This is a genomic window from Aldersonia kunmingensis (genome assembly GCF_001646865.1).
GTDB lineage: Bacteria > Actinomycetota > Actinomycetes > Mycobacteriales > Mycobacteriaceae > Aldersonia > Aldersonia kunmingensis.
This window is the reverse complement of record NZ_LRRB01000313.1, coordinates 1-16,082: the sequence shown is the minus strand read 5'-3', so window position 1 is coordinate 16,082 and position 16,082 is coordinate 1. Positions and strand designations below refer to the sequence as shown.

At 68.3% G+C, this 16,082-nt stretch carries 14 protein-coding genes and 1 riboswitch; of the genes, 7 read left to right on the top strand and 7 right to left on the bottom strand.

Annotation, left to right across the window (positions count from 1 at the left end):
* Both A8G08_RS24820 and A8G08_RS24815 read right to left on the bottom strand, forming a co-directional pair.
* Window positions 1–2,531: molecular chaperone Hsp90 (locus A8G08_RS24820; protein WP_068280259.1), on the bottom strand; the 2,531-nt coding region annotated here is incomplete at its 3' end.
* Between the two features lie 179 nt (window positions 2,532–2,710).
* On the bottom strand, window positions 2,711–3,763 hold the full coding sequence (locus A8G08_RS24815) for a DUF3027 domain-containing protein (RefSeq protein ID WP_245672991.1): 1,053 nt from the start codon (window positions 3,761–3,763) through the stop codon (window positions 2,711–2,713).
* 48 nt (window positions 3,764–3,811) lie between these two features.
* Here A8G08_RS24815 and A8G08_RS24810 point away from each other — a divergent pair, with 48 nt between their 5' ends.
* From A8G08_RS24810 to A8G08_RS24800, 3 genes are all read left to right on the top strand, one after another.
* On the top strand, window positions 3,812–4,615 hold the full coding sequence (locus A8G08_RS24810) for a glutaminyl-peptide cyclotransferase (RefSeq protein WP_068280256.1): 804 nt from the start codon (window positions 3,812–3,814) through the stop codon (window positions 4,613–4,615).
* A 61-nt stretch (window positions 4,616–4,676) separates the two neighbouring features.
* A complete protein-coding gene (locus A8G08_RS24805) occupies window positions 4,677–6,395 on the top strand; it encodes an MFS transporter (protein WP_084436851.1) in 1,719 nt (572 codons plus the stop codon).
* The gene (locus A8G08_RS24800) at window positions 6,392–6,892 is read left to right on the top strand and encodes a DUF2771 domain-containing protein (protein WP_068280253.1); all 501 of its coding nucleotides are present in this window, start codon (window positions 6,392–6,394) and stop codon (window positions 6,890–6,892) included. Before A8G08_RS24805 ends, A8G08_RS24800 begins: the two co-directional genes overlap by 4 nt.
* Before the next feature lie 34 nt (window positions 6,893–6,926).
* On the opposite strand, the gene A8G08_RS24795 is transcribed toward A8G08_RS24800, so the two are convergent.
* Complete coding sequence (locus A8G08_RS24795; protein WP_187344525.1) at window positions 6,927–7,340, bottom strand: cold-shock protein; 414 nt, start codon at window positions 7,338–7,340, stop codon at window positions 6,927–6,929.
* A gap of 124 nt (window positions 7,341–7,464) precedes the next feature.
* Between A8G08_RS24795 and A8G08_RS24790 the strand changes: the two genes are divergently transcribed.
* Together A8G08_RS24790 and A8G08_RS24785 are read left to right on the top strand one after the other, a co-directional pair.
* Complete coding sequence (locus A8G08_RS24790; RefSeq protein ID WP_068280262.1) at window positions 7,465–7,680, top strand: hypothetical protein; 216 nt, start codon at window positions 7,465–7,467, stop codon at window positions 7,678–7,680.
* Window positions 7,681–7,993: 313 nt separating this feature from the next.
* Window positions 7,994–8,173: riboswitch (cyclic di-AMP (ydaO/yuaA leader) on the top strand.
* A 3-nt stretch (window positions 8,174–8,176) separates the two neighbouring features.
* A complete protein-coding gene (locus tag A8G08_RS24785) occupies window positions 8,177–8,815 on the top strand; it encodes a transglycosylase family protein (protein WP_068280247.1) in 639 nt (212 codons plus the stop codon).
* A 62-nt stretch (window positions 8,816–8,877) separates the two neighbouring features.
* Here the strand turns inward: A8G08_RS24785 and A8G08_RS24780 are convergent, their stop codons facing one another.
* Window positions 8,878–9,066, bottom strand: a complete 189-nt coding sequence (locus tag A8G08_RS24780; protein WP_068280244.1) for a hypothetical protein — start codon at window positions 9,064–9,066, stop codon at window positions 8,878–8,880.
* Between the two features lie 204 nt (window positions 9,067–9,270).
* On the opposite strand from A8G08_RS24780, the gene A8G08_RS24775 reads away from it, so the two are divergent.
* Complete coding sequence (locus tag A8G08_RS24775) at window positions 9,271–11,562, top strand: helicase-associated domain-containing protein (protein ID WP_068280241.1); 2,292 nt, start codon at window positions 9,271–9,273, stop codon at window positions 11,560–11,562.
* Between the two features lie 185 nt (window positions 11,563–11,747).
* On the top strand, window positions 11,748–13,418 hold the full coding sequence (locus tag A8G08_RS24770; protein WP_068280238.1) for a DNA repair helicase XPB: 1,671 nt from the start codon (window positions 11,748–11,750) through the stop codon (window positions 13,416–13,418).
* Here A8G08_RS24770 and A8G08_RS24765 read toward each other — a convergent pair.
* Genes A8G08_RS24765 through A8G08_RS24755 form a run of 3 tightly spaced genes read right to left on the bottom strand, consistent with a single transcriptional unit; the run spans window position 13,415 to window position 15,946 of the window.
* Window positions 13,415–14,293: a hypothetical protein gene (locus A8G08_RS24765; protein WP_068280235.1), complete on the bottom strand. Its 879-nt coding sequence runs from the start codon at window positions 14,291–14,293 to the stop codon at window positions 13,415–13,417. The two genes, A8G08_RS24770 and A8G08_RS24765, sit on opposite strands and share 4 nt — an antisense overlap.
* Window positions 14,294–14,339: 46 nt before the next feature.
* Entirely contained in the window at window positions 14,340–14,933 is a 594-nt protein-coding gene (locus A8G08_RS24760; protein WP_068280232.1) for a GNAT family N-acetyltransferase, read from the bottom strand.
* A gap of 23 nt (window positions 14,934–14,956) precedes the next feature.
* Window positions 14,957–15,946, bottom strand: coding sequence for an LLM class F420-dependent oxidoreductase (locus tag A8G08_RS24755; protein ID WP_068280229.1), 990 nt, complete (start codon window positions 15,944–15,946; stop codon window positions 14,957–14,959).
* Window positions 15,947–16,082 lie beyond the last annotated feature (136 nt).

Here is a 16,082-nt window from a genome sequence, read left to right as displayed (position 1 = left end):
ATCGCGCCGGTGAGCTTCACTGTTAGCGCAGGATGCACAACGAGGGGCCCGGAAATGGGGTCCTGAGCGTCCGCTGCCGGAGCGAGGGCGGCCCACACGAGCACGCCAAGAGGGTCCGCGTCCCACGAGGTGATGCGCCCGGTACTCGTCACGACACCGTGCACCGCGTCGGACGCGAGGGGTAGATCGAGTAGTGAGGCGAGGTCGTCCGCGCGCGCGATGCTGCCGACGACAAGCCGGTCCGGCGTGATCGCCGTCGCGAGCCACGGCCGGTCGAGAACGAGTGCCTCATCGTGCTCGATCAGGTCACCGGAGACCACGCGTACCCGCTGCGGCAGCGGGATATCGGCGGGGTCGACGACGCCGCGGGCGACCGCCTCGGCCAGCCGGCGATAGGTGTCGGCGATGACGGCCGGACTCGGTTGCCGGTCCGGGTCGGCCAGGCGCTCCACGAGTACCTCGACGAGATCGCCGTCGAGATGATCTGCATCAGCGAGCGCGGCTGTGAATGCCGCCGCGTGCGGATGTACGAGCGGATCGAGCAGTCCGGTGAACGCCGCGGCACCGGGAGCGCGCAGCTGGCCGAGCTGCTGAGCGTGCATGCGCCCGTGCCGGCGCAGCCACCAGGCGGTATAACCGGCTCGATCGACGAGCAGTTGCCGTGTCCGGGGATCGGTGGCGAGCAATTCGAGTGCAGACGGCCAGGCGCCCTCGTCGACAAGATCGAGATCGCGGACCGCCGCCAGCTCCGATGGATCATCGGAAAGCCAATCCCACCAATCGGATTCGTCGTCGAGGTCGTGATCGGGTCCGGTCGGGTCGGCCTCTCGGAGGACGCCGAAACTCCAGACGGCGCCGATCGCGCGGAGCACGTCGATGCCGTATCGCTCGACAACCGCGTCGTCGATCGTGCCGAACGGAGCGTCGTCGATCAGTATCCCGGCCAGCGGGGCACCGGGCAGCAGCAATTCGTCGATCGGTCGCAGCTCGCCCTCGGCGTCGGGCAGCGGCAGCAGACCGAGCCAGCCCGGCAACTGATCCGGGTCGGCAACGGCCGCGGCAAGCGCGAGTACGGCGTCCGCAAGATCGGCGTTCCGGTCGTCGGCGAGGTCCGGATGGGGCGCGTCGGGATCGGCGCCGGCTTCCAGTTCGGCTCGCAACGCCGGGTCGGTCAGTAGGTCGAGCGCGTTCGCCGTTTGCGCGCCGAGTCGGCCGAGTAGTGGATGCGCGGCGTCGGGATGCACAAGCCGTGCCCAATGCAGTGGCAACGGCCGAGCGAAACCGGTGAACTCGCCGATCAGCGTTGTGCGCGGGCCGGTCACTACCCGGCCGTCGGCGAGCGGCACCGGCAGTCCGCCGAGTTCATCGGCGGCCAGCCGATCCACTAGCAGCGGTTCGAGCGCTGAATACAGCCGCTGCCACCAGTGTGGGTCGCGGTTGACGTTGCGCAGTGCCTCCGTGGCGTCGGCCAAACCGAGGCGCCGTACGCCGAGTTCGGCGAGCATTGCGGCGTGCCGCTGGTCGGAAAGTTCGGGAATGACCAACGCTGGGACGGCCTCGGCGAGAAGTTCGGCCAACTCGGGAGTGAGGCCAGGCAGCACGGACCCAGCGGGCGGACGTACGCCGCCGGCGTTGCCGACCACCGGGAGCCAGGTTCGACCGCGCAGCTCGCTGACCAGGGCGTCCCGCAGCAGGCGGTCGGCCTCGCTGCGGGCGAAACGCGCCTGCGGCATCAGCAGCAGGCGCAATTCGGGCGGCAGGGCGCGCGCGAACTTCGCATAGCCCTTCGCCAGCCCGGCGACATCGGCGCCCGGGAGCAGGCGGCGACGGTCCGGCTGCATCGCAATATCGGCGATGAGCACGGTCGGGAGTGATAGCTCCTCGTCCGAACGGGTTGGCGCCCTGAGCACGTCGTTCCCCGCTGCGACGGGATGTCCGTCCTCGACGGGCAGCAGCCAGCGCGCATATTCGGTGCCGAACTGCCACCAGGTGTGGACGCCGATCGATACTTCGGTGATGCCGTGCGGCATCCGTTTCTGGGTGCGGCGCAGCTCGGTGTCGCCGACCCGGATCACCTCGAGCGCCGGTAGTTCCAGCAGGAGGTCCGGAGCCTCGGCGAAGATTCCCGTCAGAAGCGCGTCGGCGTCGAGGCCGTCGCGCAGCTGCAGCACGATCTCGGTGTCAGCGCCGGTCTTGGGTGGTGTGGGGCTGGCGAACGGTAGCCGCAGCGTCGGCGGATCGACCTGCGCAGTGATACCGCGCCCTTGCACTTCGGCGCGGCTGCGTTCGGCGGAGAACACGACGGATCCCGACGTGGACCGGATCTCGATCTCGTCGCTGATGGTGAGCACCGAGGTGAATCCGACGCCGAACCGGCCGACGGTGTCACCGGCGCCATCGGCGCTGTGTGGCGCCTCCTTGTCGGATGCGCGCAAAGCGGCAAGCGCCTGCAGCCCGAGCACGTCGAGCGGCGCGCCGGTGTTCGCGGCGTGCAGTTCTCGATCGACAAGCCAGACCGACACGGTGCCCAACGCGGCCGCCTTGGCCGCGGCGTCGGCCGCATTCTGGGCGAGCTCGGTGAAGGCGCGGTCACGATAGCCGGCGCGGACCAGGTCCGCTTCGGCTGCCGCGTCCTCACGCAGGCGGGTGGGGGAGGACTCCCAGGCGATGAGGACGGACTCGCGCAGCTCCGCGGTGCCGAACGGGTCCGCTATGTCGCTGATGCCGGGTCCTGGTCGGCGGGCGAAGCGGTGTCGTCCGAGGCAACTTCGGCGGGAGCTTCGGCAGTGTCCGCAGTGTCCGCGGCGTGGATGTCCGCAGAGTCGGCGGTGACATCTTCGGCGGCCTCGTCGTCAACCGAAGCCGTGTCCGCACGGGCGGCCTCGGGCGCGGTGGCTTCCACGGCGGGCTCGGCCTCATGAGCCGACTCGGCCGGCGCGGCTTCCTCGACCGTCTCGACCGCGGCGCTCTCCGGCTCCGCCGGAGCCTTCGCCTCGGCCTGCTCCGTGGGTGCGGGCAGGGTCACCACCTCGACCGCCGCATCGTCAAAAGCGTCGTAGCGCGGCGAGCCGGCGCCGGTCGGAAGAACCGTGTCCGAGTGTGCACCACAACCGAATTCGGTGTGCACAACGCGGCCATCCATGGCCAGGGCGTTCCCGCAGACACCGAAGGCATTGTGCAGCGAACCCGCAAGAGGGAGATAGAAGCCGCACAATCCGCACACCGAAGGCGCGGCCTTGGCCATCTCTGCGTCGGGCCCGAATTCGCCTTCGCGCCAACGTTGTGCGGCGTCGACACGGCCCTCGAGGCTCATCACCCGCTTGCGGCCGAGGCCGACTTCGTATGCGAGATCATCGATTTCGGGATCACCGTTGGCGACATAGCCCGGCACCAGGCGTACATCGTCCTCGAGCGGGGCGAGTAGATCGCCCGGCGCGAGGTCTCCGGGGCGGATGCGCTGATCCCACGGCACCCACTCCGGCGCGATCAGGGCCTCGGGCCCGGGCAGCAGCGCGGACTCGCTGATCGTGACGTGATCGGAGTCGGGCTCGGCGGCGACCACGACGGCCCATTGCCAGCCGCGGTATCCGGGCATCGTCGCGGCGAACCTGTGCGTCGCTGCGGTGTCGTCTTCGGCGGTGACGCCGAGATAGTCGCCGACCGCCGCCTCACCCAATTCGAGCAGCGCCTGGCGAGCGAGGTCCACCGCGGCGGCCAGAATCCGGCGCGGTTGGGACGAGGTGTGGGTGATACCGGCAGTCACCCGTCCTATTTTGCCGTACTGGGCTGACAACGCACCGGAGTGGCTGCAATGCTTGCGCGCATGCGGGTTCTGCGGGCGTTCTTGGTAACGATTATCGGCGCGACTCTGGCTTGGGGGTGCTCAGGCCCGACGGCCTCAACAGCACCTACGCCGGTCGGGGCACCGCTGCGGATGGAAATCGTTTCGACCAGACCGCACGACCCGGCGGCATTCACACAGGGCTTTGAAGTGGTGGGCCGGACGCTCGTGGAAGGCACCGGCTTGGTCGGCAAGACGTGGGTGAGCGCGACAGACCTCGTCACCGGGCAGGAGCTGCGCCGCGTGCCCTTGTCCGGCATGTTCGGCGAGGGAATCACCAGTACGGGTAACAGCCTGTGGCAGATCACTTGGCAGAATCGGACCGCGATCGAGCGGGATCCGGTCACGTTGGAGGAGCGCCGCCGCGTCGCGTACGTGGGCGAGGGCTGGGGGCTCTGCATGCATGAGGCCAGCGGCCGGCTGATCATGAGCAACGGTTCCAACACGCTCCAATTCCGCGACCCGGTGACCTTCGACCCGGTAGGCACGGTCAACGTGGTCGGGTTCGGGAACATGCCGCTGAACGAACTCGAATGCGCTGAGGACGGCACTGTCTACGCGAATATCTGGCAGCGGGACACCATTCTGCGTATCGATCCCAACACTGGCGGGGTCCTCTCGATCATCGACGCGAGCGCGCTGCGCCGACAGATCCCCGGAAAACTGAGCCGCGACAGCGTGCTGAACGGCATCGCGCAGATCCCGGGCACGGACCGCTTCCTGTTGACCGGAAAGAACTGGCCGACAACCTTCGAGGTCCGTTTCGTCGGGTGACGTGCCGTGTGCGCTGGCGTTGTGGTCGATTGTCGGCGAAGTGCGACAGAATTGATGCGTGATGGACTCGCGCGAGCCGAACGCACCACGTGGTGCGGGGGAGACCGGTGCCTCCGGTCGCCCCACCGCACCGCGCGGTGACGGTTCGGGCAACCGAGACTCGCCTCGGCACCCAGGGTTCGATAACTACCCGACTTCGGAACCGCGGCGCGCACAGCGCCGGACGCCGCTACCGCCGTTGCACCCGATCCAGCCGCCCGCCGATCAGTCGGACCAGGACCGGACGCAGCAGGACGGGCCTACAGATGCCGACGCACGACCGACCGGTGCCCGCACCCCACGCAAGCTGACAGTCACCCGAGTAGCCGCCATGCGTGGCCGCGACTTGACCGGCCGTGGGATTGCCACGTTCCAGCGTGCGGCCAAGGCCGACGGCGCGGACAAATCCGGCCTGACCGCCCTCACCTACGCGACGATGGCCAACTTCGCGACCGACGCGGCGGTGGCTGTTGCGCTCGCGAATACGCTGTTCTTCTCTGCGGCCACGGCCGAGAGCAAGATGAATGTGGCGCTCTACCTGCTCATTACGATCGCGCCGTTCGCGGTAATCGCGCCGCTCGTCGGTCCGCTGCTCGATCGGCTTCAGCGTGGCCGCCGGCTCGCGCTGGCATCGTCGTTCGCCGCGCGCGGCATCCTTGCGGTCCTGCTGATCTTCAATTTCGATACGTGGGCGCTGTATCCGCTCGCGTTGGTGATGCTTGTTCTCAGTAAGTCCTTCGCGGTGCTCAAGAGCGCGGTGACGCCGCGCGTGTTGCCGCCCGATATCGACCTCGTGCGCACCAACGCGCGCCTTACGGTGTTCGGCCTGATCGGCGGAACCATCGGTGCGGGTGCGATCGCCGCGGGCGTCGCCTGGGCCGCCGGTTCGATCGGCGCTTTGTGGTTTGCCGCGGTGCTCGCCGCGGGCGGCGCGTACCTGAGCCTGCGGATTCCGTCCTGGGTGGAAGTTACCGAGGGCGAGGTGCCGGCGACGCTGAGTTACCACGGTGACGACACGGCGACCGAGGTGATCAGCCGAGATCGCGCGGCCACGGTGAAACCGAGCAAGCGGCGTCAGCCTCTCGGTCGGACCGTGGTGACCGGACTATGGGGCAACGGCACGATCCGCGTGCTGACCGGATTCATCACCCTCTACATCGCGTTCGTCGCCAAGTCGCGCACCGAACACGAACCATTGCAGCAGGCCCTCATGCTCGGCCTGGTCGGAGCGGCCGCCGCGATCGGCAATTTCTCCGGGAACGCCACCGGTGCCCGACTGCAACTGGGCCGGCCCACGTTGATCGTGCTGCGCTGCACGATCGCGGTCACGGTGGTGTCGATCGCCGCAGCGTTCGCGGACAGTCTGTGGATGGCGGCGCTGGCCACGCTGGTTGCAGCGGCGGCAAGTGCGCTGGCGAAGGTATCGCTGGACGCGACAATTCAGCAGGACCTGCCCGAGGAGTCGGTCGCGTCCGCGTTCGGTCGTTCGGAAACTGTGCTGCAACTCAGTTGGGTGATCGGCGGTGCCTTCGGCGTGATGCTGCCGACCGAGTTCTGGATAGGTTTCACAGTGATCTCGGCGATCCTGGCACTCGGTCTGGCGCAAACCGTGATGAGCTACCGCGGGCACTCGCTGCTGCCCGGCTTGGGCGGTAACCGCCCCGTGCACGCCGACCAGGAAGTGCCAGGGGCGACCGGCAGCATGCGCATCCACCAACCGACAGGAAAGAACACTCCGTGAGACTCGCCCGAACCCGTACTGCGCGAATCGTTGTCGGCGTCGCGTTCATCGCCCTCGTCGTGGTCATCGCGGCCGCCGCGATCGTGGTGATCGCGATTGCGGATTCCGACGAGCGGCTGCCGCAGATAACGGCGTACGCCTACGGCGAGACGATCACCGTGGAACCGGCCGAGTACTGCAGCCTCGATTTGCAGGAGTGCACGCACGGCGAACTCGCGAATCTCAACGTGCCGGTCGGGCAGCCGCTGCAGCTCTCTTTGCCAAAGGAGATCGCGGACGCCCCATGGCGACTGGTGATGGTGTACCAGAGCCCGGACGGCGATCTCGCCCCGCAGGAGCGCTACTTCACCAGCGGCGAGGCGGACGCGGTCACTGTCATCTCGGACAAGTCACCCGCCTGGCAGCTCAACGGCGTGGAGATCCAGCTGCCCTCGGCAGTTGTGGACGAGAACGGTCTGCCGCACGCACGCGCGGTGTGGGCGATCAAGACGGCGTGAGCCGGTCACCGCAGCGGCGGTAACCGGCTGTGCCTCAGGCGTCGAGTTCGCGGGCGACCGCGCGCAGCACCTCGGAGATGCGCGCGGAGGTCTTGCGCTCGGGGTACTTGCCCTTCTGCAGCACGGGCTGAACCTGGTCCTCGAGCAGCGTGAACATGTCCTGAATCATGCCGTGCAGCTCATCGGGGGAGTGTTTGCGCTGCGGGGCCTCTCTGCGGGCACCGCGGGTCTCACGCACCGACGGCAACGGATCGAGCACCTTCAGTGAAAGGGCCTGCGGACCACGGCGGCCCGCGGCCATGCCGAACTCGACGCGCTGACCGGGCTTGAGTGCCTCGACACCTTGTGGGAGCGCAGACGAGCGCACGTAGACGTCTTCGCCTTCGTCCTGAGAAAGGAAGCCGAAGCCCTTCTCGACGTCGTACCATTTCACCTTGCCGGTTGGCACAGCGCTCACCCGTCCAATCGTCGTTGCACATAAGCAACGCGCCCCGCTCTGACCGGGACGCGTACTACGGCGAATTCTACCCCGCCGCACTGCCCAGCGGGGCAGTGGTTCTACGGTGGCAATCGTGCCCGACGAGACCGACAAGCCCAGCAATGCGCTGCTCTACATCGCCGTCGCGCTCTTCATCGTCGGACTGTTGGCGATCGCCTCGATCTTCGTAATTCCCGCCGTGAGTGACCGTGAGCCCGGACTGCCGCTGTACCTCGTCGCGCTCGCCGCGCCGCTCGGCTTCCTGGTGTCACTGGTCTTCACGCTGCGGTCCGGCCGGCGCGCCCGCTGAGCTGTTCGAACGGCCCGCAGCCGATTGGGCCTGGCGTGTATCGCCGAGGAGGCGCAATCCGCGACATGCGGGTGCTGTGACCTTCGACACATAACGGGGGTATCACGGCCTGGCGTCGGAACGTTATCCACTTACCCCCATGCCCGCTAGCTGCGGATTGTGGAAAAGCCTGAAATCGCCGGGGATTTCGCGTGTTTGGCGCGCAGTTACCGAATGGTGACTTTTGACCCCGATCGTCGTACCGTCGGGACGGCCGAAAACTCGGCCACCGCTCGGCCCGCAAACGCCCAGCCTCGCTCCGCGGGTCGCCGAGAAGTACGAGACACCACAGGAGCGAGGGCGGGGGACCCAAAGTCCCCACGAAGGGGCAATGGGAGAGCTCGCCCGAGCACTTCCTAGGGGTGAAGTTGCAGACGCTCGCAAGGGCGAAAGCGACCGGACGCCTTCCAGTCCGAACCCGACAGCTGACCTCGCAGGCGTATGGAGGGATGACCGAATGAGTGGACGTCACCGCAAACCCAGCAGCACTGGGCGGACCGTCGCGAAGGTCGCCGTAACCGGCGCCATCGTCGGCACCGCCGGCGTCGCCTTCGCGGGCACCGCCAACGCCGCACCTGATTCCGACTGGGACCGCCTCGCGCAGTGCGAGTCCGGCGGAAACTGGGGCATCAACACCGGAAACGGCTACCAGGGCGGGCTGCAGTTCTCGAACAGCACGTGGCACGCGCACGGTGGCGGCAACTACGCCTCGACCGCCAACCAGGCCAGCCGCGAGCAGCAGATCGCCGTCGCTGAGAAGGTTCTCGCCAGCCAGGGCTGGGGCGCATGGCCCTCCTGCTCGTCGAACCTCGGCCTGACCAGCGGCTCGACCCCGCGTGAGGTGCAGTCCTCGCCGAAGGTCGCGGTGCCGGAAATCCCGCAGCTCGCGCCCGTCGTCACCGACGGCACCCAGCAGGTGTTCGACGTGGTTGAGACCACGCTCACCAACGTGCAGAAGTCCGGCATCGCCGCGGTTCCGCAGCAGGCATTCGACGTGCTCGACCTGGTGCAGAAGACCGGCATCAAGCTCGATCCCTCCATCGTGAACTTCGTCCAGGCGAACAAGGCCCTGCTGCCGCAGGCGCCGCAGCAGTAGCCGTCAGACGCGAAAAGACCCCGCACCTGCTGGTGCGGGGTCTTTTTTGACTTTGGGCGGGCTTATCGATTGATCACCGTGTGCGGGTGCATGTAGGGGAGTTCGTGGACGGGACGCGGGAACTCGAGGTCCTCGCCGAACGGGGACAGACCACCCGAGCGGGTCGAGGAAAGTTCGGTAACGGCGTGCTCGCCGTCGGCCAGCTTCGGCCACCCGTTGTCTACATACGGCTTCTTCGATTTGTTGACCACGTCGATATTTTTACATCCACACGCCTCGTGGTACAGCGCGGGATCGCCAACAGCGCCGAATGGTCGCTTCGCTGGCTACGCTCCTGTGCTGGAGAGGTCGCTTCGCTGGCTCCGCTCCTGTGCTGGAGAGGTCGCTTCGCTGGCTCCGCTCCTGTGCTGGACAGGTCGCTCCGCTGGCTACGCTCCTGTCTAGTCTTGAGTGCGATGACAGCGATCCGCGGCGCCGAGAATTCCGACACCCTAGCCCTGGCCGAATGGCTGAATGCGTGCTCGGATGCGGAGCTCGTCGGGCTGCTCGCACTGCGCCCGGACCTCACTGTTCCGATCCCGCAATCGATGCTCGTGCTGGCGGGTCGCGCCGAGCAGCGCGCGTCGGTGCTGCGCAGTGCGGACGAACTCGGTACGCCGGTCTTCGCGGTGATCGAGGCATTGGTCCTCGCGGATGCGCACGAGGTCCCAGCTCCGATCGAGCAGGTCCGCGAGATCATCGGTGTCCGCGCGAAGAACAAGGTCGTCGACGGCGCGCTCGACCAGTTGCGTGCCCGCGCGATGGTGTGGGGTCCGCCGGACGCGCTGCGCCTGGTGCCGGCTGCGGCTGGTGCGGTGCCCTGGCCGATCGGCCGGACGGTGGAACGTCCAGAGGCGATGGCAGAGGCTGATGTTCGGGCGGCGCTCGCCGCGCTCCCCGAGACCGAACGCGGGCTGCTGGAACGTCTGGCGAACACGGCGCCGGTCGGCCGCACGCGGGATGCCGCGCCCGGTACGCCGAGCGATCGGCCCGTTCAACGGCTGCTGTCGACCGGCCTGCTGCACTGGGTGGACGAGCAGACCGTGGAACTGCCGCATGAGGTCGGTCAGATCCTGCGCGGCGAACCGGTTACCGACCCGGGCTCGCTCGAACCGCCCGATTGCAAGCCCGTCGGTCATAAGGCGAGCGAAGTCAACGGAGCCGCGGGTGGCGAGGTGCTCGAGCTGCTGCGGCACAGTTCGGCGGTGCTCGAAGCGCTCGGCGATACCCCGGCACCCGCACTGCGAGCGGGCGGCATGGGCGTGCGGGAGCTGCGCCGGATCGGCAAGGTCACCGGCATCGACGAGCAGCGGCTGTCTCTCGTCGTGGAGGTGTTGGCCGCCGCCGGGCTCATCACGAGCGGCATGCCCGACCCGGAACCGCTGATCGACGGTGCCGAAGAATTCTGGGCGCCGACCGTCACCGTCGACGCCTGGCGCGAGTTCGCGCCCGCCCGCCGCTGGGCGGTGCTCGCCGAGGCCTGGCTGACGCTGCCGCGCCGGCCATGGTTGATCGGTATGCGCGATGCCAACGACAAGCCGATCGGCGCGCTGTCCGACGAGGTCCGCAGCGCCACCGCGGGACGCGACCGGCGGCTCGTTCTCAGCGTGCTCACCGATCTCGGAACCGGTGATGCACTCGACGCGACCGACGTGGGCCGATTGCTCGCGTGGCGCCGGCCGCGCTGGGCGCAGCGGTTCGGCAATGCGATGGTCGCGGGCACGCTGCGCGAGGCGGCAGCGCTCGGCATCACCGGGCGCGGGGCGTTGAGTTCGCCGGGGCGGGCATTGCTGCACGGCGGTGACGAGGAGGCGGAGATGCGCGCCGCGTTGCCGGCGCCCGTCGACTACGTCCTCGTGCAGGCCGACCTCACCGTCGTCGCGCCGGGTCCGCTCGTGCCGGACCTGCAGCACTCGATCTCGCTCGTGGCGGACCTGGAATCGGCTGGCGGTGCCGCGGTGTACCGGATGAGCGACGCCAGCGTGCGCCGCGCACTCGACGCCGGCATGACCTCGGCCGAACTGCACGCCCTGTTCGCCACGCATTCGCGAACCCCGGTGCCGCAGTCACTGACGTACCTGATCGACGACGTCGCGCGTCGGCACGGGCAGTTGCGCGCGGGGGTGGCCACATCCTTCGTGCGCTGCGACGACCCGGCGCTGCTCGCCGAGGTGCTGGCCTCGCCGGTTGCCGACGACCTCGTACTGCGGGCGCTCGCACCGACCGTCGCCATTTCACAGGCGCCACTGGCCGATGTGCTGGCCCGGCTGCGCGAAGCGGGTTTCGCGCCGGCGGGGGAGAACGCGTCCGGCGCGATCGTCGACATCCGTCCGCGGGGTGCGCGCATCTCGGTGCGGCGTCCGCGCGCGCAATTGCGCACGCCGCAACCGCCTTCGGAGGAGCAGCTGACGGGGTTGGTGCGCGAACTGCGCGCCGGTGACCGTGCAGAGCGGACGCCGCGCGGCGGCGGAGTGCGGACCGACGGCTCGCGCGCCGGCGGGGCTGCGACAGTTGCGCTGCTGCAGTTGGCAGTACGTGCCCGGCGCAGCGTGCGGATCGAGTACATCGACGCGCAGGGCACCGCGACAAAGCGGATCGTCGAGCCTGCCCGGGTGGGCGGCGGGACACTGGACGCCCTCGACCCGGCCACCGGCGCGATCCGGCACTTCACGCTGCACCGCATCGCCTCGGTCTCCCTCATCGACTGACCCAGGCCTCGCGGTGAGGCGCTGCTAAACGAGTGCAAATTGTGCTCGCGGGGCCGAAGTTTTGCACCCACCAAAAAGGTTTGCACTCGGGAAGCCGAACGCAGCGACTTGTGCCACATGGCGGCAGGTTGCGGGCGTCTGGACAATGGGAAGGTCAGCCACCCGAGCAGGCGGAAGGTAGCGCTGTGACAGACGGACCATTGATCGTCCAATCCGATAAGACCTTGTTGCTGGAGGTCGACCACGAGCGGGCGAACGAGGCGCGCCAGGCCATCGCGCCTTTCGCGGAACTCGAGCGGGCCCCTGAGCACGTGCACACCTACCGCGTCACGCCGCTCGCGCTGTGGAACGCGCGTGCCGCTGGACACGACGCCGAGCAGGTGGTGGACGCGCTCGTGCGATTCTCGCGCTACGCGGTGCCGCAACCCCTGCTCGTCGACATCGTCGAGACGATGGCGCGCTACGGGCGACTGCAGCTGGTCAAGAGCCCCGCGCACGGCCTCACCCTCGTCAGCCTGGACCGGGCGGTGCTCGAGGAGATCCTGCGCCACAAGAAGATCACGCCGATGCTCGGTGCCCGTATCGACGACGACACCGTGATCGTGCACCCGAGCGAGCGCGGCCGGCTCAAGCAGATGCTGCTCAAGGTGGGCTGGCCCGCCGAGGATCTGGCCGGTTACGTCGACGGCGAGGCGCACGAGATCGAGCTTGACTTCGCCACGAAGGATTGGCACCTGCGCGACTACCAGGAGATGGCGGCCGACTCGTTCTGGGCGGGCGGCTCCGGCGTGGTGGTGCTGCCGTGTGGCGCGGGCAAGACGATGGTCGGTGCCGCGGCGATGGCCAAGGCAAAGGCGACCACGCTGATTCTGGTGACCAACACGGTCGCGGGACGGCAGTGGAAACGGGAACTGCTCGCGCGCACCTCGCTCACCGAGGAGGAGATCGGCGAGTACTCGGGCGAGAAGAAGGAGATCCGCCCGGTCACGATCGCCACCTATCAGGTGATCACCCGCCGCACCAAGGGCGAATACAAGCACCTCGAGCTGTTCGACTCGCGGGACTGGGGCCTGGTCATCTACGACGAGGTGCACCTGCTGCCTGCGCCGGTCTTCCGGATGACCGCCGACCTGCAGTCCCGTCGCCGCCTCGGGCTCACCGCCACGCTGGTGCGTGAAGACGGCCGCGAGGGTGATGTGTTCTCGCTGATCGGGCCGAAGCGCTACGACGCGCCCTGGAAGGACATCGAGTCACAGGGCTGGATCGCACCGGCCGAGTGCATCGAGGTTCGCGTGACCCTCACCGACAACGAGCGGATGCGCTACGCGACCGCCGAACCGGAGGAGCGCTACAAGCTCTGCTCAACCGTTCACACCAAGGTCGCGGTGGTGAAGTCGATCCTCGCCAAGCATGCGGATGCACCGACGCTGGTGATCGGCGCCTACCTGGACCAGCTCGACGAACTGGGGGAGGCGCTGAGCGCGCCGGTCATCCAGGGCTCGACCAAGACCAAGGAGCGCGAGGCGCTGTTCGAAGCGTTCCGTCAAGGCGAGATCCCGGTGCTCGTGGTTAGCAAGGTGGCCAACTTCTCCATCGATCTGCCAGAGGCCTCGGTCGCGGTGCAGGTGTCGGGCACCTTCGGCTCGAGGCAGGAGGAGGCGCAGCGCCTCGGCCGCCTGCTGCGGCCCAAACACGATGGCGGACAGGCGCATTTCTACTCCGTCGTCGCCCGCGACACGCTCGATGCGGAGTACGCCGCCCACCGGCAGCGCTTCCTCGCCGAACAGGGCTACGCGTACAGGATCACCGACGCCGACGACCTGCTCGGTCCTGCGATCGGCGGCCCCGACACCTAGCCCGACAGGTCGTCGACCTTGTCCTGAGCCTTCTCCGCCCAGCGCGTGACGCGTTCGAGTTCGCGCTCGGATTTGTGCGCCGTCTCGTTCGCGGCGCGCTCGGCGTTGCGGGCGAACTGCCGCTGGTGCTCGGCCCGGTCGAGTTCGTCGCGGAGGTCGGAGATGTGCTGATCGAGGTCGTCCACCTCGTCGCGGGCCCGGTCCGCGGCGGTGCGGGCCGAGGCCAGGTCCTTCTGAGCGTCCGCAAGCGCCTCGCGCGCCTCGGCGAGATCGCGCTCGGCGGCGTCGCGTTGCTCGGCCTTGTCGGCCTTGGGGCGGCGTGGCGCGCGTTTGGGCGTCGTCGTGGCGGCGGTGGGCTGCTCGCTCGGTTCCTCGCCCGCATCGGCCACGGCGCTGAGCCCGGCCGGGCCGAAACCGGAGTAGCTCACAGCCGATTCGAGCGTGCCCGCGCGGACCAGATCGGCAATCGCGGGATCGGCCAGCGCGGCATGCAGGGTCTGCCCGACCTCGCGCAGCCCGCCCTCGCCGAGATCGCGGTCGCGTTCGGCGGCCAGCTCACCCGCGCGGCGGGCGATTGCGCGAACCACCTGCTGCCGCTGGCTGGTCAGCTTGCGCAGTTCGCTCCCGGACAGGTGGCGTTGCGCGTCGCGCAGCGCCTCACCGAGCTGCAGCAGTCCCGCCACGTCGTCGGGCTGCTCGCGGGCCAGCAGGTTTACCGCCCACGCGACGACCGTCGGCTTGCGTAGCTTGCCAATCTCGGCGGCGAGGGCCTTGTCCCCGTCCGCCTTGGCCTCCTTGGCCCGGGCGGTGCGTACAGCGACGAACTCGCTGGGGTCCAGCGAGTACAGCTCGTCGGTGACTTCGGCGAGGTCCACGTCTCGATCCTGGCACCACTGCGTGCCTAGGTACGGCCGGACGCGCTCAGATGCCTTCGGGCCAATCGCCCACAGGCCCGGGCGGATCGTCGTGCAACAGTCCCGCGATCCAGCAGTCGCGCAGGGTGCCGCGCTGCATCGCGCCCGCCCGGATTGTGCCCTCGAACTGGAAGCCGGCGCGCCGGATGACCGCCGCCGAGGCATGGTTGCCGACGAACGCGCGCCACTCGAGTCGCACGAGGCCCATGGCGACCGGACCGGCCGGACCTGGTTCGTCCGGCCGGAACGCGTAGTCACAGACCAGCGCGACTGCCGCTGTCATCAGTCCGCGGGCGCGGAAAGCAGACCCCAGCCAGAAACCGATCTCCGCGGAGAGATCGCCGTTGTCCGTGAGCCCGATCATCCCAACCAGATCGCCGTCGGGCCTGGTTCGGACTGCCCACGTCGGGCTGCGCAGGGCCCAACCCGACGGGATCATCTCCCCGATGAATTCGACGGCGTCGGAGCGCTGATACGGCACTGGCATGCTCGTCCACTCGCCGATCGACGGTTCCTGGCACAGCTTGGTGACCACGTCGATATCGGCCGCGGTCGGAACATCCAGCCAAACCGACCCATCGGTGAGCGTCTCGGGCCGCATCGGGCCATGCTAGCCAGGACGTGTCATCGCAGCGCTGGAATGACCTCGCGTTCGAACAACTCGATCCCGGATCGGTCGTAGGCGGCCTCGGGGAAGTAGGTGATCGCGTAGGACAGGCCCTGATCGCGCAGCTTGGAGAGGTTCTCGACGATCTGCTCGGGGGTGCCGACACCAGGCATACCGCGGAACGCACCGAGTGATGCCTCGGCAGCCGACTCGGGCATGAATCGGGCCAGCCGGTCCTTCAGCTGCGCAAGCCGGTCCTGCACCTCGGCCTCGGTAGTGCCGATTGCGATGTTGTAGTTCGCGGAGCGGGTGATCGCGTCGAAATCGGTGCCCACGTTCGCACAGTGCTTACGCAGGACATCGGACTTGTGCGCGAAGCCCTCCGGTGTGCCGTCGAAGTTGGTGTAGGCGGCATACTTCGCCGCGGTCTTCAGCGTCACCTGCTCGCCGCCACCCGCAATCCACAGCGGAATCCCGCCCTGCTGCAAGGGTTTCGGTGCGACGATCGCGTCGTCCACCTGGTAGTGCTTGCCGTCGAAGCTCACTCGGCCCTCGGTCCAGGCCTGCCGGAAGATCTGCACGCCCTCATCGAGCCGCTTCAGCCGGTCGCCGGCCGACGGGAATCCGTAGCCGTAGGCACGCCACTCATGCTCGTACCAGCCGCCGCCGATGCCCATCTCGACGCGGCCGCCGGAGATGAGATCCGCGGTCGCGGCGACTTTCGCCAGGTAAACCGGGTTGCGGTAGCTCATCGCGGTACACATCTGGCCGAGCCGGATGCGTTCGGTGACCGCGCCGAACGCGGAGACCAGCGACCAGGCCTCGTGGGTGGCTTCATCGGTGGGCACCGGCACGGTGTGGAAGTGGTCGTACACCCAGACCGAGTCCCAGGCGTCGCCCTGGTCCGCGCGCTGTACGAGATCGCGCATCACCGTCCACTGCTCGGCGGGGTTGATATCCACCAGATCCAGCCGCCAACCCTGCGGCACGAAAGTCCCAAATCGCATGAAATCGAGCCTAACCACGCCGCGGCCTGGGTGAAATGGATCTGCTCGAGCGAAAGTTAACCCGAACTAACCGATTTCGCGCACACCGGCGATCGGTGCGCCGTGGCTGGTGTCTAGATCGGACCTGCGCGGTGCC

Coding starts and splice junctions, on each gene's coding strand:
- A8G08_RS24810 (WP_068280256.1), top strand. CDS start 3,812: ATGCTTGCGCGCATGCGGGTTCTGCGGGCGTTCTTGGTAACGATTATC.
- A8G08_RS24775 (WP_068280241.1), top strand. CDS start 9,271: ATGACAGCGATCCGCGGCGCCGAGAATTCCGACACCCTAGCCCTGGCC.
- A8G08_RS24760 (WP_068280232.1), bottom strand. CDS start 14,933: ATGCGGCCCGAGACGCTCACCGATGGGTCGGTTTGGCTGGATGTTCCG.
- A8G08_RS24805 (WP_084436851.1), top strand. CDS start 4,677: ATGGACTCGCGCGAGCCGAACGCACCACGTGGTGCGGGGGAGACCGGT.
- A8G08_RS24755 (WP_068280229.1), bottom strand. CDS start 15,946: ATGCGATTTGGGACTTTCGTGCCGCAGGGTTGGCGGCTGGATCTGGTG.
- A8G08_RS24785 (WP_068280247.1), top strand. CDS start 8,177: ATGAGTGGACGTCACCGCAAACCCAGCAGCACTGGGCGGACCGTCGCG.